This is a genomic window from Pseudomonas sp. McL0111 (genome assembly GCF_052567255.1).
The window spans coordinates 5,383,001-5,399,049 of record NZ_CP199585.1; the positions used below are offsets into that span (position 1 = coordinate 5,383,001).

Consider the following 16,049-nt stretch of genomic DNA (forward strand, 5'->3'; position numbering starts at 1 on the left):
AAAACCCTACAGTAGATCGTGGTGTATCAGTTACGTGAGGTGTTCGCGAGCAAGCTCGGCCCGGGATTTGGTCTGCGTTCGGCTGATGATCAGGGCCATGACCATCACTGCGGTGGCGACGCCGAAAGTGATGTGCAATCCGCTGCCGATGACCGTGGCAGGCGCCTCGACGGGATCGCCAGTGGCGAAGGCAAACACCGCGCCCATCGCCGCCGCGCCGGTGATCAAACCCAGATTGCGCGCCAGCCCGAGCAGTGCCGAGACCACGCCGCGCTGATCCTGGCTGACGCCGGTCATCAGCCCGGTGTTATTGGCCGCCTGGAACAGCGCATAGCTGGCGGCAATTACTGTGATCGGCAGCAGATACGCCGGCAGTCCGAAACTCATCGGCAACAGCGCCAGCAAACCGCAACCGCAGACCATCCCGAGCAATGCGCCCGGCACCACCCGCCGTGCGCCAAAGCGATCCACCAGCCGTCCGGCCGGTACACCACCAAACGCAGCCAACAACGGGCCGACCGACAACACTAACCCGACCGTCGCGCTGGCAAGGCCCAGCCCTCGACTGAGATAAAACGGCCCGACCACCAGCGTGGTCATCATTACGGTGGTCACCAGCAACGTCAGCGCCAGACTGCTACTCAAGCGCAAATCGGCGAACAGTGATAAACGAATCAGCGGCGCCTTGGCCTTCATCTCGACCACGATGAACAATCCCGCGCCGCACAGGCTGATCAACAGCAATGCCAATGTGAAACCTTTAAGGGTCATCGCTAGCGCGTATGCCGCCAGTGTCATCACCAGCACCCCGGTGCCGAGATAATCAAACGCGACACGCGACCCTGCCGTGCGGTCTGCCGGCAGATAGCGATACACCAGCCACGCATTGAGCAAACCCAATGGCACGTTGAGCAAAAATATCGACTGCCAGCCGACATGCGCCATCAACACCCCGCCCAGCGACGGCCCGAGGGTGGTGCCGGTTGCCGACATGGTTGCCAGCAATCCCATCGCACTGCCCGCTCGCTCTTTGGGCACCGCATCGGTTACCAGCGCCAGCGTCAACGCGAACATGATCGCCGCACCGAGGCCTTGCACCGCTCGGGCGCCAATCAACCAGCCCAGTCCCGGCGCCAGCGCGCAGCACAGCGACGCTACGGTAAAAATGCCGATGCCGATCAACAGCAATCGCCGCCGACCGAACCCGTCCCCCAGACGCCCGACACTGACAATCAACGTGGTGATCGCCAGCAGATAAGCGAGGACGATCCACTGCACCTGTTGAAACGTCGCGTCGAACGCCGTCGCCAGTGTCGGCAATCCGGCGTTGGCGATGCTGGTGTCCAGCGATGGCATCAGCATCGACAGCGCCAGACTGGTCAGCGCCCAGCGGGCTGTGGTGCTCAGGGGTTGTCGGGGCATGGGGCGCTCTCATGGCAAAGGTCATGCGCCATAGCCTGAGCCTCGACAATACACGGCGCAAGACGCATGCTTTGCACTCAACACCTGCATAGAACGCCATGTCATGACCTCGCCGGATCTGAACCTGCTGCTCACCCTCGACGTGCTGCTGCGCGAAGGCAGCGTCGCCCGCGCCGCCAAATGCCTGGGGCTGAGCCCATCGGCCATGAGCCGTGCGCTGGCCCGTCTGCGCGAAACCACCGGTGATCCGTTACTAGTGCGCGCCGGTCGCGGCCTGGTGCCGACGCCGCGTGCGCTGCAATTGAGTGAGCGAGTCAGTCTGTTGGTGCAGGAAGCCGAGGCAGTTTTACGTCCCGCCGAGGTGCTCGACCCAAGCCAGTTACAACGCACATTCACCTTGCGCAACACCGACGGATTCGTCGAAACCTTTGCCGGCGCCCTGCTCGCTCGCATCGCTGAAGAGGCGCCCGGCGTGCGTCTGCGCTTTGTGCAGAAAGCCGACAAGGACAGCACGCTGCTGCGCGAAGGCCGGGTAGATCTGGAGACGGGCGTGGTCGACGACAGCACCGACCCGACGCTGCACAGCCGTATCCTCTTTCAGGATCAGTGGATCGGCGTGGTGCGCGAGGGACATGCGTTGAGTTCGGGCAAGCTCAGCGCCAAACGCTTTGCCTCGGGCCAGCACATTCTGATATCTCGACGCGGGCGCAGCAGCGGCCCGGTAGACGAAGCGTTACTTGCGTCGGGGCTGACGCGGGACATCGTCACTTCGTTCGGCGGATTTTCTGCGGCACTGACGCTGGTCCGGGAATCAGACCTGATTGCCACCGTCCCGGAACGTCACACCAGCAAGCTACGAATGGGCCTGCACAGTTTTGCCCTGCCGTTCACGATGCCGGACATCAGCGTCTCCATGCTCTGGCATCCGCGCATGGACGCCGACCCAGCCCATCGCTGGCTGCGTAATTGTGTGCGGGAAGTCTGCGCCTAACGCGCATCACCGTCGGCCGGTTTGTAGAACAGAAACTTCTTGGTTTCGGCGGTCTTCTTGTACTGCCTGGCCCAGCTTGGATGCACGTTGCGGTCATGGAAATACAAGGCGCCGTGGGTGCGATCCGGCAGTTGCCGGTTCAACGCCTTGCCGGCGATTTCCTTGGCGAGCGCGTATTCGGCGTCTTCCTTGACCTGGTCAGACTTGCCATCGCACCACCACGAGAACTGGCAGTTCTTGGTTTCCGAGCCTTGCTTGACCACTTCGCACACGGTGCCCGGGAAGCCGTCGTGGCCGAGGCGATTCATCACCACGTTGGCCACGGCCTCCATTTCCGGAGTGTCTTTGCCCTTGGCTTCCCAGTAGATACTGCGTGCCAGGCAGGTGATCGGATCATCCAGCGGCGCGGTGCCAGCCGGGTCGACGGCTTGCACTTCGGTGGGGGTAATCGCCTCGGACTTCGGTGCTGGCGCAGCGCTGACTTTGTCGGCGGCTTTTTCCTCCAGCACTTGGGCCTTGGCTTCAGCCTTCTCCTTGACCGGGGCCTGATCGGTGGCCATGACCACGCCAGCCATCAGGGTTAATGCGAAACAGCCAGCCAACCATTTCAATCCCATGTCAGTGCTTCCGGCAGCGCCCGCTTGGGGCAAGGTGTTTCGTGGGGGAGACGCCCGGTTTGCGGGGTCTTCGGAGAGTGTAGACGGCAAACCTGGACACAACGTTCCGCAACAAATCACCCTCAATGAAGAAAAAGACATTGCACTCACCGGGGGCCTTTCGCGCATCATGGGCGCACTCAGCTCGAGGGAGATTTCCATGCGCTTCATGCCATCCGTTTTGCGTTTTGCTGCGTTGTCCGCTGGCCTGGCATTTGCCGCCTCGGCGCTGGCGACCGATGAATCGCAACTGGTCGAATCGATCAACAAATACCGCAGCGAACCGCAGCGTTGTGGCAGTCAGGCGTCGAGTGAGCTGCCGCCGCTGTCGAGCGATCCGCGATTGATTCTGCCAGCCAGCGGCGCCGTCGATCTGCAACAGGCCATGGTTCGCGCCAGTTATCCGATGAACAAGGTGCAGGCGATTACTCTCAACGGGCCGCGTGATGCGGCGTCGGCGATGACGGCGATTCAGGAGAGTTTCTGTCAGGTGGTGCTTGATCCGCAGTTTGTCGATGTCGGTGTCAGCCGCGCTGATCGTGACTGGCGGATTGTGCTGGCGCGACCACTGCTGTCGGCCAAACTCGGCGACGCACAGAGCGAAGGGCAAAAGCTGCTGGAGCAGTTGAACGTCGCCCGCAGTCAGGCGCGTCAATGCGGCGCTCAGGCCTTCGCCGCTGCTGCACCGTTGGCGTGGAATGCAACGCTGGGGACGGTTGCGCAGGATCACAGTCGTGACATGGCCAACAAGAACTACTTCGACCACAAGGACCCTGACGGCCGCACTCCCGGCGATCGCGCAGAGCTGGCCGGTTACAGCGGCCAGCAGACCGGCGAGAACATCGCCGCCGGCCAGGACAGCGTGCGCAAGGTCGTCGACGGCTGGCTGGCCAGTCCCGGCCACTGCGCCAACCTGATGAACCCGCAATACCGCGAACTTGGCGCCGCTTATGCGACCGACCCAAAAAGCGATGCGGGGATCTACTGGACTGCGATGTTTGGCGCGCAGTAATTCAGGCGCAGAAAAGTGCATCATCGATCCCGTCAATCACTCGTTAATCAAGAGTGATTGGACGCCCCTCAGCGTTGCTCATAATCTGCGGCCGAGCCGTCACTTCCATGCGTAATCGGGATCGCACAGCATGATCATCAGACCCAAGGTCAACCAGTTCGCCATCCTCTTTACCCTCAAGGGTTCGATTGCCAAACGTATTGCCCTGCGCACATTGATGGTGACGCTGCTGGCGTCGGCCATCGTGCTGGTGGAAATCCTCCACCCGAGCAACTTCACCAAGGTCAACGCCACGCCGTTCACCTTGCTCGGTTTGTCGCTGTCGATCTTCATGAGCTTTCGCAACAACGCCTGCTATGACCGCTGGTACGAAGCGCGTAAGGCCTGGGGTGAGGTGATCGTGCATGTGCGCTCGGTGATTCGCGAGACGCAGATTATTCGCGAGTCTAGCGAGCGTCGGCCACTGCTGCTCAACCTCTGCGGGTTCGCCCATGCGCTGAATGCGCGGTTGCGCAATGAAAACGAAGCGGCGGCGAGCAGCGCATGGGTCACACCGAAACCGGATGCGCAGGTGCCGGACTATAGCGGGCGAATTTTGCAGCAGGTCGGTCAGCAATGTTCGGATCTGCAGCAATCTGGCGCACTGACTGAGTGGCGCTACATGCTGCTGGCCAATCACCTGACCAGCCTGACCCAGGCACAAGCGGTCTGTGAGCGAATCAAAACCACGCCGTTGCCCTTCCCTTACACCTTGCTGCTGCACCGCACGATTTACCTGTTCTGCATCCTGCTGCCGTTCGCCATGGCTGAACCGCTGGGCTGGCTGACGCCGTTGTTCACAGCGATTGTCAGCTACACATTTTTTGGTCTGGACGCGATTGCCGATGAACTGGAAGACCCGTTTGGCCGTGATGAAAATGATCTGGCAACCGACTCGCTGGTGCGCACCATCGAGCGCGACATCCTCTCGGAACTCGGCGCCGAACTGCCACCGCCACTCAAGCCCGTCGACTACGTCCTGAGCTGAACCCCACTCCCCAGACACCACAAAACCCTTGTAGGAGTGAGCCTGCTCGCGATAGCGGTCGACCAGTCAACAGAGATATTGAATGTGCCACCGTAATCGCGAGCAGGCTCACTCCCACAGGTTTTGCTCTTGGCTTCAGAACAATTCGCTGAACGGGATGAAGCGCAGCGGATCACCGACGTTGTGTGTGCTGTTCTCAGTAATCTCCACCAGCCCATCCGACCAGCTCGCACCGAGCAACACGCCCGAACTCTGATTCGGATAAAGCACCGCCCTGCCCGCCTCCAGACGCGCACGCAGATACTCACGACGATTACCGGATTTCAACCAGTCAAATCCGGCATTCACCGTAAACCCCAACGGCGTGACCTCTTCGACCCCCTGAATCCGCAGCAGATAAGGCCGCGCCAGCAAACCGAAAGTCACCAGCGCCGAAGTCGGATTACCCGGCAATCCAATCACTGGCACCGTTCCAAAATACCCCACCGCCAGCGGCTTGCCGGGTTTGATCGCAAGCTTCCAGAACAACGGTTTGCCATTGTCACGCAGCACCTGCCCAAGGCAATCGGCATCGCCGGCAGATACCCCGCCCGAGGTCAGAATCAGATCCGTGGCCACTTGCAGCTGCTCAAGCTTGAGGCGGGTCTGCGCCGGACGGTCCGGCAGAATTCCAGCATCAATCACCTCACAACCCAGCTCGCGCAACCAGTGGCTGAGCAGCACGCGGTTGCTGTTGTAAATGCTGCCGGGACGCAACGGCTGACCCGGTTCGACCAACTCGTCACCGGTCGACAGCAGCGCGACTCGCGGGCGCCGAACGACGTGCAAATGCGCCTGACCCTGTCCCGCCACCACCCCGAGTTCGAACGGGCCGAGGCGTTTGCCGGCGCGCAGCAAAATATCGCCGACGCGATTCTCCTGGCCCTGCGCGCGAATGTTCTGCCCGACTTTCAGCGGTTGCAGAAAACGTATCTGACCGCCCTCCAGCACTTCGACATTTTCCTGCATCTCCACGCAATTGGCGCCGGGCGGTAAAGGCGCGCCGGTAAAGATCCGCGCACAGGTCCCGGGCAACAACGCATCCGGCGCGAGGCCGGCGTAGACTTTTTGCGACACCTTCAACGGCTGGCGATGCAGATCCGCAAGGTTCAAGGCGTAGCCATCCATGGCGCTGTTCGGCCATGGCGGCAGATCAAGGGTCGCCACCAGATTACTCGCCAGCACCCGCCCGCAAGCTTCATCGAGCGGCACGGTTTCGCTGTCCGGCAAACGTTGCTCATTGGCCATCGCCAGCAGTTGACCGAGGGCGTCCTCAACCGGCATCAACGGTTTCCGACTCATCCGCGCGGCACGCAAGCGTAATCGCGAGTATCGCTGACGGTCAGTGCGGCAATGTTCAGCGGGACAAACAGGGCTTCCGCTTTTGCGCTCATGGGGGAATCTCCGGCAGTTATCGGTCCAATTAGCGCGGGAGCCTAAGTGCCACCTATCAGTACTGTCTAATCACTCTGACCTACCACATTATCGACGCGATCTATCGGTAGCTTTCATGCTCGTTTCGTCGGCAAAAAATCAATACTCAATCAACATCATCGATCGCCACAAAAGCAGTGTCAGCCTTGAGGTTTTGCGACACTCAATCTAACTGGCACTTGGTAACAAAAGCCTGATTAGATAGCGGCTCCAACAAGAATGTGTTCAGGAGCTGCACTTGAGCAAAACGCCGGACTCACTCCGCCCCGAACCGGTCAGCCTGCGCCAGGCCTGGCGTTTCTGGCTCAAGCTTGGCTGCATCGGCTTCGGTGGCCCGGCCGGGCAGATCGCGATCCTGCATCAGGAACTGGTGGAGCGTCGGCGCTGGATTTCCGAGCGGCGTTTTCTACACGCGCTCAACTACTGCATGCTGCTGCCCGGCCCCGAGGCGCAGCAACTGGCGACGTACATCGGTTGGTTGCTGCATCGCACGTGGGGCGGCGTGCTGGCCGGTGCACTGTTTGTGCTGCCGTCGCTGTTCATCCTGATCGCACTGTCGTGGGTGTACATCGCGTTCGGTGACGTGCCGGTGGTGGCCGGCATCTTTTACGGGATCAAACCGGCGATCACCGCGATTGTGCTGCACGCAGCCCATCGCATTGGCTCGCGAGCGTTGAAGAACGGTTGGCTGTGGGCGATTGCCGGGGCTTCGTTTGCGGCGATTTTTGCTTTCAATGTGCCGTTTCCACTGATCGTGCTTGGCGCCGCTTTGATAGGTTACTTCGGCGGACGCCTGGCACCCGAGCGCTTCAACAGTGGCGGAAATCGCAGTGCTGGAAAAACCTACGGCCCGGCGCTGATCGACGATGACACGCCACCTCCTGCCCATGCTCGATTCAGTCTGCCAAAGCTGCTGCGGCTCGCCTTGATTGGCGCTGTTCTGTGGTGCCTGCCGATGGCGCTGCTGACTGCGCTGTTCGGTTGGGACGGCACGTTAACGCAGATGGCCTGGTTCTTCACCAAAGCGGCATTGCTCACATTTGGCGGCGCCTATGCCGTGCTGCCCTACGTTTATCAGGGCGCGGTCGGGCATTACGGATGGCTGACACCGACGCAAATGATCGACGGACTCGCACTCGGCGAAACCACGCCAGGGCCGCTGATCATGGTGGTGGCGTTTGTCGGATTCGTCGGTGCTTATGTGCAACCGGTGTTCGGCCCTGAGCACGCTTTCGCCGCCGGAGCACTGGCCGCGACGCTGGTGACGTGGTTCACCTTTCTGCCCTCGTTCCTGTTCATCCTTGCCGGCGGGCCATTGGTGGAGTCGACCCACAACGAACTGAAGTTCACCGCCCCGTTGACCGCGATCACCGCAGCAGTGGTCGGGGTGATCCTCAACCTTGCCTGTTTTTTCGGTTATCACGTGTTCTGGCCGAACGGATTTGCTGTCCGGCCGGACGTTTTTTCCATCGTTTTGGCGGTAATGGCGGCCCTTGCGCTGTTTGTTTTCAAGCGCGGTGTCATCACCGTGTTGATCGTTTGCGCACTCGCCGGGCTGGGCTTTCATCTGCTGCGCTGAACCAGTGGAAGCCTCGCATACCCCGGAATCAGTCATTTACTTATCCGGGGCTTCCCCCTTACTATCCAGCCACACCGGTCGGCGGGACTCTCCCGCCACCGACGTTTTCCGCCAACGGAAACACGCGTCATGAGCACGTCCCCACAACAACGAAAATCGTTGAACGTCTCTACTCTGCGCGCCCTCTCTCACAGGGGCGGCGTATGAATCGTATCGTCAATCTCCCCATGGCCCTGCTCCGTTCAAAGCTGCGTCACTCCGCACGCCCGCCGGATATCGCCCGCTGATTTCTTTCAGTCAGCAAAGATCCATTGTGGCGAGGGAGCTTGCTCCCGCTGGACTGCGCAGCAGTCCTGTCTTTTGAGGGCCGCTTCGCGCCCCGTCGGGAGCAAGCTCCCTCGCCACAAGTTATGTGTCACGTCTGACTGACGGATCAATTCCTTGATATCCCTGCCTGGATGCCATAGCTGCGTCCGGCCCGAATCTGTGCGCCTGTGCGGCGCAACCCTGAGTGATTGTCATGAAATTCGCAGCCATTGAAGACGCACGCCTGTTCCTTGAACAGAACCCCGATATCGACATGATCGAGTTGTTCATCCTCGACGCCAACGGCGTGCCACGCGGCAAGCTGTTGCATCGCGAAGAACTGCTGGCCGTGTACGAAAGCGGTCGCCCATTGCCGAGCACCATCCTCGGTCTGACCGTACAGGGTGAAGACGTCGAAAACTCTGGTCTGGTCTGGGACGTCGGCGATATCGACTGCCGCGCCTACCCGCTGGAAGGCAGTCTGGTGCGCCTGCCATGGCGGCAGATTCCGACCGCTGCGGTACAAGTCAGCATGCACCCGACTGAAGGGATGCCAGCGAGCATTGCCGACCCGCGTCACCTGCTGATCAAGATCGTCGATCGCTTGAAAGCCGAGGGTTTCCACCCGGTCATGGCGTGTGAATTGGAGTTTTATCTGCTTGACGCCAAACGCGATCACAACGGTCGCCCGCAACCGGCACTCGACGCCGACGGTGGCCGACCGCGACACACGCAGGTCTACGGTTTGCGTGAGCTGGAGCAGATCGAACCGTTCCTCGCCGACCTCTATAGCGCCTGCAAACTGCACGGCATTCCGGCGCGCACGGCGATCTCCGAGTACGCGCCGGGCCAGGTAGAAATCACCCTTGAACATGGCGATGCGCTGGAAGCGATGGATCAAGCGGTGCGCTACAAGCGGCTGGTCAAAGCCGTGGCGCACAAGCACGGCATGCAGGCGACATTCATGGCCAAGCCGTTCGATGATCTGGCGGGCACCGGCATGCACATGCACGTCAGCCTCGCCGATGCCGAGGGGCGCAATCTGTTCGCCTCCGAAGACCCGGCCGGCACTCCGCTGCTGCGCACGGCGATTGGCGGCATGCTCGCGTCCTTGCTCGACTCGCTGCTGCTGTTCTGCCCGAACGCCAACTCCTATCGCCGCTTTCAGGCCAACAGCTACGCGCCTTTGGCGCCAACCTGGGGCGTCGATAACCGCACCGTCAGCCTGCGCGTACCGGGCGGCCCGGCCAACACCCGACACATCGAACACCGCATCTGCGGCGCCGACGCTAATCCGTATCTGGCGGCAGCGGCGATCCTTGCCGGCATCCATCGCGGCATCAGTGAAAACATCGACCCGGGCGAACCGGTGCAAGGCAATGGTTATGCGCAGGCCAAGGAATTGCTGCCGACCGACTGGCTGACATCGCTGACCGCGCTGGAGAATTCAGCGTGGGCACGCGATGCCTTGGGTCAGGAATTTCTCGGGGTGTATCTGGCGGTGAAACGCGCCGAATACCGGCAGTTCATGGCTGAAGTAGGCGAACAGGATTGGCGTTGGTATCTGACCGAAGCCTGATGAATCGCCACTAAATCCTGTAGGAGTGAGCCTGCTCGCGATAGCGCTGTGTCATTCACCAATGATGTGACTGACATGTCCTCATCGCGAGCAGGCTCACTCCTACAGGGGACCGCATACCGAATTCGAATTTCGTGTGGACACTGACATGACCGAACGCTGCAATTCCTACTACACCGCCACCCTCAATCAGGACACCGACTACCCGACGCTGCAAGGGCGGCACAAGGTTGACGTGGTGATCATCGGCGGCGGTTTCACCGGCGTCGCCACGGCTGTGGAACTCGCCGAAAAAGGCCTGAAAGTGGCCATCGTCGAAAGCAATAAAATCGGCTGGGGCGCCACCGGGCGCAACGGCGGGCAAGTCACCGGCAGCCTCTCCGGCGACGGCGCGATGCGTAAACAGATGCGCCCGAAACTCGGCGATGAGGTCGATGACTTCATTTGGCACCTGCGCTGGCGCGGGCATGAAATCATCAAGCAGCGCGTCGCGAAATATGGCATCCAGTGCGACCTCAAACACGGTCACCTGCACGCGGCCTATAAGCCGAGTCACATGGTCGGTTTGCGCGACGATTACGAAGAAGCCGTGCGCCGTGGACTGGGCGATGAAGTCAGCCTGCTCGACCGCAGCCAGGTGCGTGATCTGCTGCAAAGCGATCTCTATCACGGCGCGGTCAAAAATACGCGCAACATGCATCTGCACCCGCTCAACCTGTGCATCGGTGAAGCACGCGCGGCAGAGAGTCTCGGTGCGCTGATCTTCGAAAACAGTGAGGTGCTGGAGATCATTCACGGCAATACGCCCGGTGTGCGCACCGCTCACGGCCAGATCGACGCCAATCAGGTGATGCTAGCCGGCGACGTCTATCACAAGCTCGAACCGGACAAACTCAAGGGCAAGATCTTCCCGGCCATGGGCGGCATCGTCACCACCGCGCCGCTCGGTGATCTGGCGCGACAGATCAACCCTGAAGACCTCGCGGTATACGACTGCCGTTTCGTCCTCGACTACTACCGTCTCACTGCCGATGGCCGCTTGCTGTTTGGCGGCGGCGCCAACTACAGCGGCAAGGATTCACGGGATATCGCGGCTGAATTGCGCCCGTGCATCGAACAGACTTTCCCGGCGCTCAAAGGCGTGGCCATCGACTACCAGTGGAGCTGCGCGATGGGCATCGTCATCAACCGCATTCCGCAACTGGGCAAGCTCTCGGACAACGTCTGGTATTGCCAGGGCTACTCGGGACACGGCATCGCCACCACGCACATCATGGGTGAAATCATGAGCCGGGCGATCACCGGGCAACTTGAACAGTTCGATACGTTTGCCGCGTGCCAGCACATTCGCGTACCGATGGGGGATTTGCTGGGCAATCCGTTGCTGGCTGCGGGGATGTGGTACTACCAGATGCTTGAACGACTTCGCTGAGTTCACCGACCCCATCGCGAGCAGGCTCACTCCTACAGTTGGAATGCATTCCCCTGTAGGAGTGAGCCTGCTCGCGATGAGGCCCTCAACTGCAACACAAGTCCTCATTCGGGCAGTTGCTCAACCTCAATCCCCAACCGTCGATAATCCTCGACACTCCCCGACGCCAGATGCCGCTCGGTAATCAGCGTATGCAGGCGACTACAAGGAGCCACCACAAACGGCTCAACCGCACCAAGCTTGTCTGCCGTGGTCACCGCAATCACCCGCGCCGCACCATCGAGCATCGCCTGCTTCACCGGCACCTCATCAAAATACAGCGAGGTAATGCCCACCTCCGGATGAATCGCACAGACCCCGGTAAACGCCAGATCCGCCCTGATTCCCGCCAACATGCGCAGCGTTTCATGCCCACCCGCCGACATCGTGCGCGGGTTCAACTGCCCACCCGCCAGAATCACTTTCACCTCTTTGAATTCCGACAACGCAATCGCGATCATCGGCGACGCCGTGACCGCCGTAATGCTCACATCAGCACGCAACGCACGGGCGATCTGCAAAGTCGTCGAGCCGGAATCGAACAACACAATCTGCCCGTCCTCGACTTTCTGCGCCGCCAACTGCGCCAGGCGAATCTTCACTTCATCGGTCTCGTCCAGTCGCGTGAAGTAATCCTTGCCGGTGTCCTTGGGACGCGGCAACGCCCCGCCGTGCACGCGCTGCACCAGGCCGGCGTTATCCAGTTCGGCGAGGTCGCGGCGGATGGTGTCTTCGGACACCGCGAAGTGCTGGCTCAACTCGGAAGCCATGACCTTGCCGTCGCGTTCGAGGATCAACAGGATTTTCTGCCGGCGCAGGGACGGCAGTTCGGTGACGGAGTGGTCGTGCATGGTTTTGCCTGTTTGTGCTTGTAGTTGCAGGTTTGTACGAGATTAGCCAAAGCCTCAGGCAAACACAAACGCGCTGGTATCAATTGTTTCGATCATCGAAATCAACAAGCCGAATTTTTTCTTTGCCTTGGGCCTGTTCACAATGGCAGCACTTCAAAAAAGGCTCAGGATGAAAAGCTGATGAATATCAATTTCGCGTTTGCGTGTCTGATCGTAGTGTCGTTTGCGATTGCCCTGGGCCACGCCTGAGCCGTCAGACCGACGCCGCCAGGTGCTCACGCAGCCATTTGTGCGCCGGATCGCGATGCGAACGTTCGCCCCAGAACATCGCCATCTCGTAACCGGGCACCGGCAACGGCGCCTCGACCACTTGCAGTGCCGGATTGTCACGCACCAGGCGTGACGGCAGCATCGCCACCAGATCGGTGCTGGCCAGTACCGACATCACCATCAAAAAGTGCGGCACCGACAGCACCACTTTCCGCGACAACCCGACCTCGGCCAACGCCTTGTCCGTCACCCCGAAAAAGCCTCCGCCCTCACGCGACACCAGCACATGTTCCAATGCGCAGAATTGCTCGCGGGTCGGTTTTCTCTGCAATCGCGGATGCCCATGACGACCGACCAGCACGTAGCGTTCGGTAAACAGAATCCGCTGATGCAGCTCCAGCGGCGCCTCTTCGGTGATGTGCAACGCCAGATCGAACACGCCCTGCTCGGCCTGTTTCACCAGTTGCGCGGGCATCAGATCGAGCACCGCCAGACGTGTACCCGGCGCTTGCATCCGCAAACCGCCGAGTGCGGGCAGGAGAATGGTTGATTCGCCATAGTCCGTTGCCGCGACTTTCCAGGTGTGGGTCGCCAGCGCCGGATCGAACGGACTGGCCGGAGCTACCGCCCTCTCCAGCGCTTCGAGTGCCTCGCGTAACGGCTCACGCAACTCATCAGCCCGCGCCGTCGGGCGCATCCCGCGTGGACCGGGCAACAACAGCGGATCACCAAAGATGTCGCGCAACTTCGCCAGATGCACGCTCACCGACGGCTGCGACAAGCTCAAGCGCTCTGCGGCGCGAGTTACGTTGTGCTCCGCCAGTAACACGTCTAGGGTCAACAGCAAGTTGATATCGATGCGTCTCAAATTATCCATGGCTATACCAGACATATCAGACATTCATTTCCAATATACCGGTCAAGGATTGATCCTGCTTACATTCAACCAAGGAACGCGAACATGAACGTACTACTGGTCTACGCCCATCCTGAACCAAAATCCCTTAATGGCGCACTCAAGGACTTCACCGTCCAGCGCCTGCAAGCCGCCGGCCACACCGTGCAAGTCTCCGACCTCTACGCGATGAACTGGAAAGCCGCTCTCGACGCCGACGACGCCCCGGAACGCGACACCAACCGCCCCTTCGACGCCTCCCGCGACTCGAAACTCGCCTACGCCCAAGGCACCCAGGCTGCCGACATCGCCACCGAACAGGAAAAACTGCTATGGGCCGATGCGCTGATCCTGCAATTCCCACTGTGGTGGTTCTCGATGCCGGCGATCCTCAAGGGTTGGGTCGAGCGCGTGTACGCCTATGGGTTTGCCTATGGCGTCGGCGAGCACTCCGACTCCCGTTGGGGCGAGCGTTATGGCGAAGGCAAGATGAAAGGCAAACGGGCGATGCTGATGGTCACGACCGGTGGCTGGGATTCGCACTACAGTACTCGCGGGATCAACGGGCCGATTGATGATCTGCTGTTTCCGATCAACCACGGGATTCTTTACTACCCCGGTTTCGACGTGGTGCCACCATTCGTGAGCTATCGCACCAGCCGAATGGATGCCGCGAAGTTTGCCGCGACTTGCGAAGAGTTGGGCGTGAGGCTGGATGAGTTGTGGAGCACCCGGCCGATTGCGTATCGGCAGCAGAATGCGGGGGATTATGAGATTCCGGCGTTGACGTTGAAGGATGAAATTGCGCCGGGGGTTGAAGGGTTCGATGCCCACACCCGATAGACCTGCATAAACCCTGTGGCGAGGGAGCTTGCTCCCGCTCGGCGACGCAGTCGTCGCAAAACCCGACACCTCGATACATCAGGATGATCGAGGCGCCAAAATCGGGGCCGCTTCGCAGCCCGGCGGGAGCAAGCTCCCTCGCCACAGGGGATTAATGCACAGTCAGGCATGCTCGTGAGAGGCGTCGCCCGTTTCAGCCGTAATGTGTAACAATTCAGGAACAGTCGATCTTACAAGGATGTTCGCAATGTCTGGCAAACCCGCCGCCCGAGTTACCGACCCCACTTCCTGCCCGCTTCCAGGCCACGGCGTGAACCCAATTGCGGCGGGATCTCCCGACGTCTTTTTCGACGGCTTGGCTGCCGCCCGCCAAAACGACAAGAGCGCTTGCGGCAGCCCTATCGTAGGAGAAGTAGCTTCCACCGTTCTCATCAATGGTATGCCCGCCGCAACTGTGGGAAGTGTCGGTGCACATGGGAATAACGTTGTAAGCGGCTCATCTACGGTGATCATCGGCAACTCACACACACCAGCAGAGTTCGTACCGCCTTCTATCATGCCAATCTGGGCGATGGTGTTTGATGAGAAGTTTCGGATCGTCAATGGTGACGGGCAGCCTCTCGCTAACGTGCCCTACCACATTAAGGACGAAGTCGGTCGCGTCTATACCGGTTTCTCTGATGAAACAGGTCACACACCAAGAATTGCAACAAGCAAGCAAGAAACATTAGAAGTCACCACCGGCGTCGCTGCGCTGGAAAAATGGGGTGATGCATGACGGAGTTTTCTTGCAAGATCCCAACTAATAAACAAGCAAACTCTATCAGCAACGTGCCTGGCTATTTAATGCCGGCCAATATTCATTTATTTGTTGTAGTTGACGAGATAGGTAAAGACGGCTTCTTAGTACGAAAAATATATTCATCCCCTGACAATCCGCATTTGGTCGCCAAAAACCTTCCAGAATTTCAGATAAAAAATGAAGTATGGCCAGAAAAATACGGAATGCGCCCCGTAGCACCCAACTCAAGTGCCACAGTGGCGCAACATGTCTATAGTAGCCGAAAATACCCATCCAGCTATCTCTCCACCAGCTCAGAGTATCCAAACGGCTCACCAAGATTCGAAGGAAAAACCGTATACATCGATATTGAGAAAGCAAAAGCCGCCGGTGCGAAATTAGTCAGTACGGAAGAAATCTTAAAAGCGCTTGAAGATTACAAAAAAAACGCGCCGAAAAGCATCGCTAAAATCGATGAAATTGCAGAATGGGTAAAAAACATCGACAAAGAGGTTTTGGTTAAATCCGAAAAAGTACCTGCGAGTGCAATTTTCACACCGACATCACAAAAAGTCACAAGTGCATTTATTAAAGGAGTAAAAGTAGTTAGGGTATTTGCCATTGCCTTCACTGCATACGACCTCAAGATTGCTACCGAAGAGTCATTTAAACAAAATAGCGTAAAACCGATCTCTGTCGAAGCAGTAAAGCAGGCCGGAGGCTGGGGGGCAGCTATCGCAGGCGCCAGGATTGGCTTGGTAGCAGGAGCGGCAGTTGGAATTGAAACAGGACCCGGTGCGATCGTTAGCAGTGCGATCGGTGGAATCGTATTTGGTACAGCCGGATATCTAGGGGCAACTTGGCTAACTGAATACATACAGGAATAAGACCAC

The 16,049-nt window shown here is 59.4% G+C and carries 14 protein-coding genes and 1 pseudogene; 9 read left to right on the plus strand and 6 right to left on the minus strand.

Annotated elements, in window-relative coordinates:
- Nucleotides 1-30: 30 nt before the first annotated feature.
- Nucleotides 31-1,422 carry an MFS transporter gene (locus ACTWLJ_RS24385; RefSeq protein ID WP_445178792.1) on the minus strand — a complete coding sequence of 464 codons (1,392 nt, stop codon included), beginning with the start codon at nt 1,420-1,422 and terminating at the stop codon, nt 31-33.
- A gap of 103 nt (nt 1,423-1,525) precedes the next feature.
- Here ACTWLJ_RS24385 and ACTWLJ_RS24390 point away from each other — a divergent pair, with 103 nt between their 5' ends.
- Entirely contained in the window at nt 1,526-2,413 is an 888-nt protein-coding gene (locus ACTWLJ_RS24390; RefSeq protein ID WP_445178793.1) for a LysR family transcriptional regulator, read from the plus strand.
- Here ACTWLJ_RS24390 and ACTWLJ_RS24395 read toward each other — a convergent pair.
- Complete coding sequence (locus tag ACTWLJ_RS24395) at nt 2,410-3,030, minus strand: cell wall hydrolase (RefSeq protein WP_445178794.1); 621 nt, start codon at nt 3,028-3,030, stop codon at nt 2,410-2,412. The two genes, ACTWLJ_RS24390 and ACTWLJ_RS24395, sit on opposite strands and share 4 nt — an antisense overlap.
- A gap of 199 nt (nt 3,031-3,229) precedes the next feature.
- On the opposite strand from ACTWLJ_RS24395, the gene ACTWLJ_RS24400 reads away from it, so the two are divergent.
- Both ACTWLJ_RS24400 and ACTWLJ_RS24405 read left to right on the plus strand, forming a co-directional pair.
- Entirely contained in the window at nt 3,230-4,081 is an 852-nt protein-coding gene (locus tag ACTWLJ_RS24400; protein ID WP_445178795.1) for a CAP domain-containing protein, read from the plus strand.
- A 130-nt stretch (nt 4,082-4,211) separates the two neighbouring features.
- Nucleotides 4,212-5,108 carry a bestrophin family protein gene (locus tag ACTWLJ_RS24405; RefSeq protein ID WP_445178796.1) on the plus strand — a complete coding sequence of 299 codons (897 nt, stop codon included), beginning with the start codon at nt 4,212-4,214 and terminating at the stop codon, nt 5,106-5,108.
- Nucleotides 5,109-5,243: 135 nt separating this feature from the next.
- Here the strand turns inward: ACTWLJ_RS24405 and ACTWLJ_RS24410 are convergent, their stop codons facing one another.
- Both ACTWLJ_RS24410 and ACTWLJ_RS24415 read right to left on the minus strand, forming a co-directional pair.
- A complete protein-coding gene (locus tag ACTWLJ_RS24410) occupies nt 5,244-6,449 on the minus strand; it encodes a molybdopterin molybdotransferase MoeA (RefSeq protein ID WP_445178797.1) in 1,206 nt (401 codons plus the stop codon).
- A gap of 14 nt (nt 6,450-6,463) precedes the next feature.
- Nucleotides 6,464-6,541, minus strand: a pseudogene (locus ACTWLJ_RS24415) (molybdenum cofactor biosynthesis protein); the annotation flags it as partial.
- Between the two features lie 278 nt (nt 6,542-6,819).
- Between ACTWLJ_RS24415 and chrA the strand changes: the two are divergent.
- The 3 genes from chrA to ACTWLJ_RS24430 all read left to right on the plus strand — a co-directional run bounded on the left by chrA (nt 6,820) and on the right by ACTWLJ_RS24430 (nt 11,477).
- A complete protein-coding gene (chrA, locus tag ACTWLJ_RS24420; RefSeq protein ID WP_445178798.1) occupies nt 6,820-8,160 on the plus strand; it encodes a chromate efflux transporter in 1,341 nt (446 codons plus the stop codon).
- A gap of 520 nt (nt 8,161-8,680) precedes the next feature.
- A complete protein-coding gene (locus ACTWLJ_RS24425; RefSeq protein ID WP_445178799.1) occupies nt 8,681-10,045 on the plus strand; it encodes a glutamine synthetase family protein in 1,365 nt (454 codons plus the stop codon).
- A gap of 148 nt (nt 10,046-10,193) precedes the next feature.
- Nucleotides 10,194-11,477, plus strand: a complete 1,284-nt coding sequence (locus ACTWLJ_RS24430) for an NAD(P)/FAD-dependent oxidoreductase (RefSeq protein ID WP_445178800.1) — start codon at nt 10,194-10,196, stop codon at nt 11,475-11,477.
- 104 nt (nt 11,478-11,581) lie between these two features.
- Here ACTWLJ_RS24430 and ACTWLJ_RS24435 read toward each other — a convergent pair whose 3' ends face one another.
- Nucleotides 11,582-12,367 carry a DeoR/GlpR family DNA-binding transcription regulator gene (locus ACTWLJ_RS24435; RefSeq protein WP_445178801.1) on the minus strand — a complete coding sequence of 262 codons (786 nt, stop codon included), beginning with the start codon at nt 12,365-12,367 and terminating at the stop codon, nt 11,582-11,584.
- 253 nt (nt 12,368-12,620) lie between these two features.
- A complete protein-coding gene (locus ACTWLJ_RS24440; protein ID WP_445178802.1) occupies nt 12,621-13,514 on the minus strand; it encodes a LysR family transcriptional regulator in 894 nt (297 codons plus the stop codon).
- A gap of 84 nt (nt 13,515-13,598) precedes the next feature.
- Between ACTWLJ_RS24440 and ACTWLJ_RS24445 the strand changes: the two genes are divergently transcribed.
- The 3 genes from ACTWLJ_RS24445 to ACTWLJ_RS24455 all read left to right on the plus strand — a co-directional run bounded on the left by ACTWLJ_RS24445 (nt 13,599) and on the right by ACTWLJ_RS24455 (nt 16,043).
- The gene (locus ACTWLJ_RS24445) at nt 13,599-14,375 is read left to right on the plus strand and encodes an NAD(P)H-dependent oxidoreductase (RefSeq protein WP_445178803.1); all 777 of its coding nucleotides are present in this window, start codon (nt 13,599-13,601) and stop codon (nt 14,373-14,375) included.
- Nucleotides 14,376-14,622: 247 nt separating this feature from the next.
- Nucleotides 14,623-15,153: a PAAR domain-containing protein gene (locus ACTWLJ_RS24450; RefSeq protein ID WP_445178804.1), complete on the plus strand. Its 531-nt coding sequence runs from the start codon at nt 14,623-14,625 to the stop codon at nt 15,151-15,153.
- On the plus strand, nt 15,150-16,043 hold the full coding sequence (locus ACTWLJ_RS24455; protein ID WP_445178805.1) for a glycine zipper family protein: 894 nt from the start codon (nt 15,150-15,152) through the stop codon (nt 16,041-16,043). Before ACTWLJ_RS24450 ends, ACTWLJ_RS24455 begins: the two co-directional genes overlap by 4 nt.
- Nucleotides 16,044-16,049: the final 6 nt, after the last annotated feature.

What these genes read in the sequence shown, in the direction of transcription:
- ACTWLJ_RS24410 (WP_445178797.1), bottom strand. Translation starts at nt 6,449, where the DNA reads ATGAGTCGGAAACCGTTGATGCCGGTTGAGGACGCCCTCGGTCAACTG.
- ACTWLJ_RS24395 (WP_445178794.1), bottom strand. Translation starts at nt 3,030, where the DNA reads ATGGGATTGAAATGGTTGGCTGGCTGTTTCGCATTAACCCTGATGGCT.
- ACTWLJ_RS24385 (WP_445178792.1), bottom strand. Translation starts at nt 1,422, where the DNA reads ATGCCCCGACAACCCCTGAGCACCACAGCCCGCTGGGCGCTGACCAGT.
- ACTWLJ_RS24430 (WP_445178800.1), top strand. Translation starts at nt 10,194, where the DNA reads ATGACCGAACGCTGCAATTCCTACTACACCGCCACCCTCAATCAGGAC.
- ACTWLJ_RS24425 (WP_445178799.1), top strand. Translation starts at nt 8,681, where the DNA reads ATGAAATTCGCAGCCATTGAAGACGCACGCCTGTTCCTTGAACAGAAC.
- ACTWLJ_RS24445 (WP_445178803.1), top strand. Translation starts at nt 13,599, where the DNA reads ATGAACGTACTACTGGTCTACGCCCATCCTGAACCAAAATCCCTTAAT.
- ACTWLJ_RS24405 (WP_445178796.1), top strand. Translation starts at nt 4,212, where the DNA reads ATGATCATCAGACCCAAGGTCAACCAGTTCGCCATCCTCTTTACCCTC.
- ACTWLJ_RS24435 (WP_445178801.1), bottom strand. Translation starts at nt 12,367, where the DNA reads ATGCACGACCACTCCGTCACCGAACTGCCGTCCCTGCGCCGGCAGAAA.
- ACTWLJ_RS24455 (WP_445178805.1), top strand. Translation starts at nt 15,150, where the DNA reads ATGACGGAGTTTTCTTGCAAGATCCCAACTAATAAACAAGCAAACTCT.
- ACTWLJ_RS24440 (WP_445178802.1), bottom strand. Translation starts at nt 13,514, where the DNA reads ATGGATAATTTGAGACGCATCGATATCAACTTGCTGTTGACCCTAGAC.
- ACTWLJ_RS24450 (WP_445178804.1), top strand. Translation starts at nt 14,623, where the DNA reads ATGTCTGGCAAACCCGCCGCCCGAGTTACCGACCCCACTTCCTGCCCG.
- ACTWLJ_RS24400 (WP_445178795.1), top strand. Translation starts at nt 3,230, where the DNA reads ATGCGCTTCATGCCATCCGTTTTGCGTTTTGCTGCGTTGTCCGCTGGC.
- ACTWLJ_RS24390 (WP_445178793.1), top strand. Translation starts at nt 1,526, where the DNA reads ATGACCTCGCCGGATCTGAACCTGCTGCTCACCCTCGACGTGCTGCTG.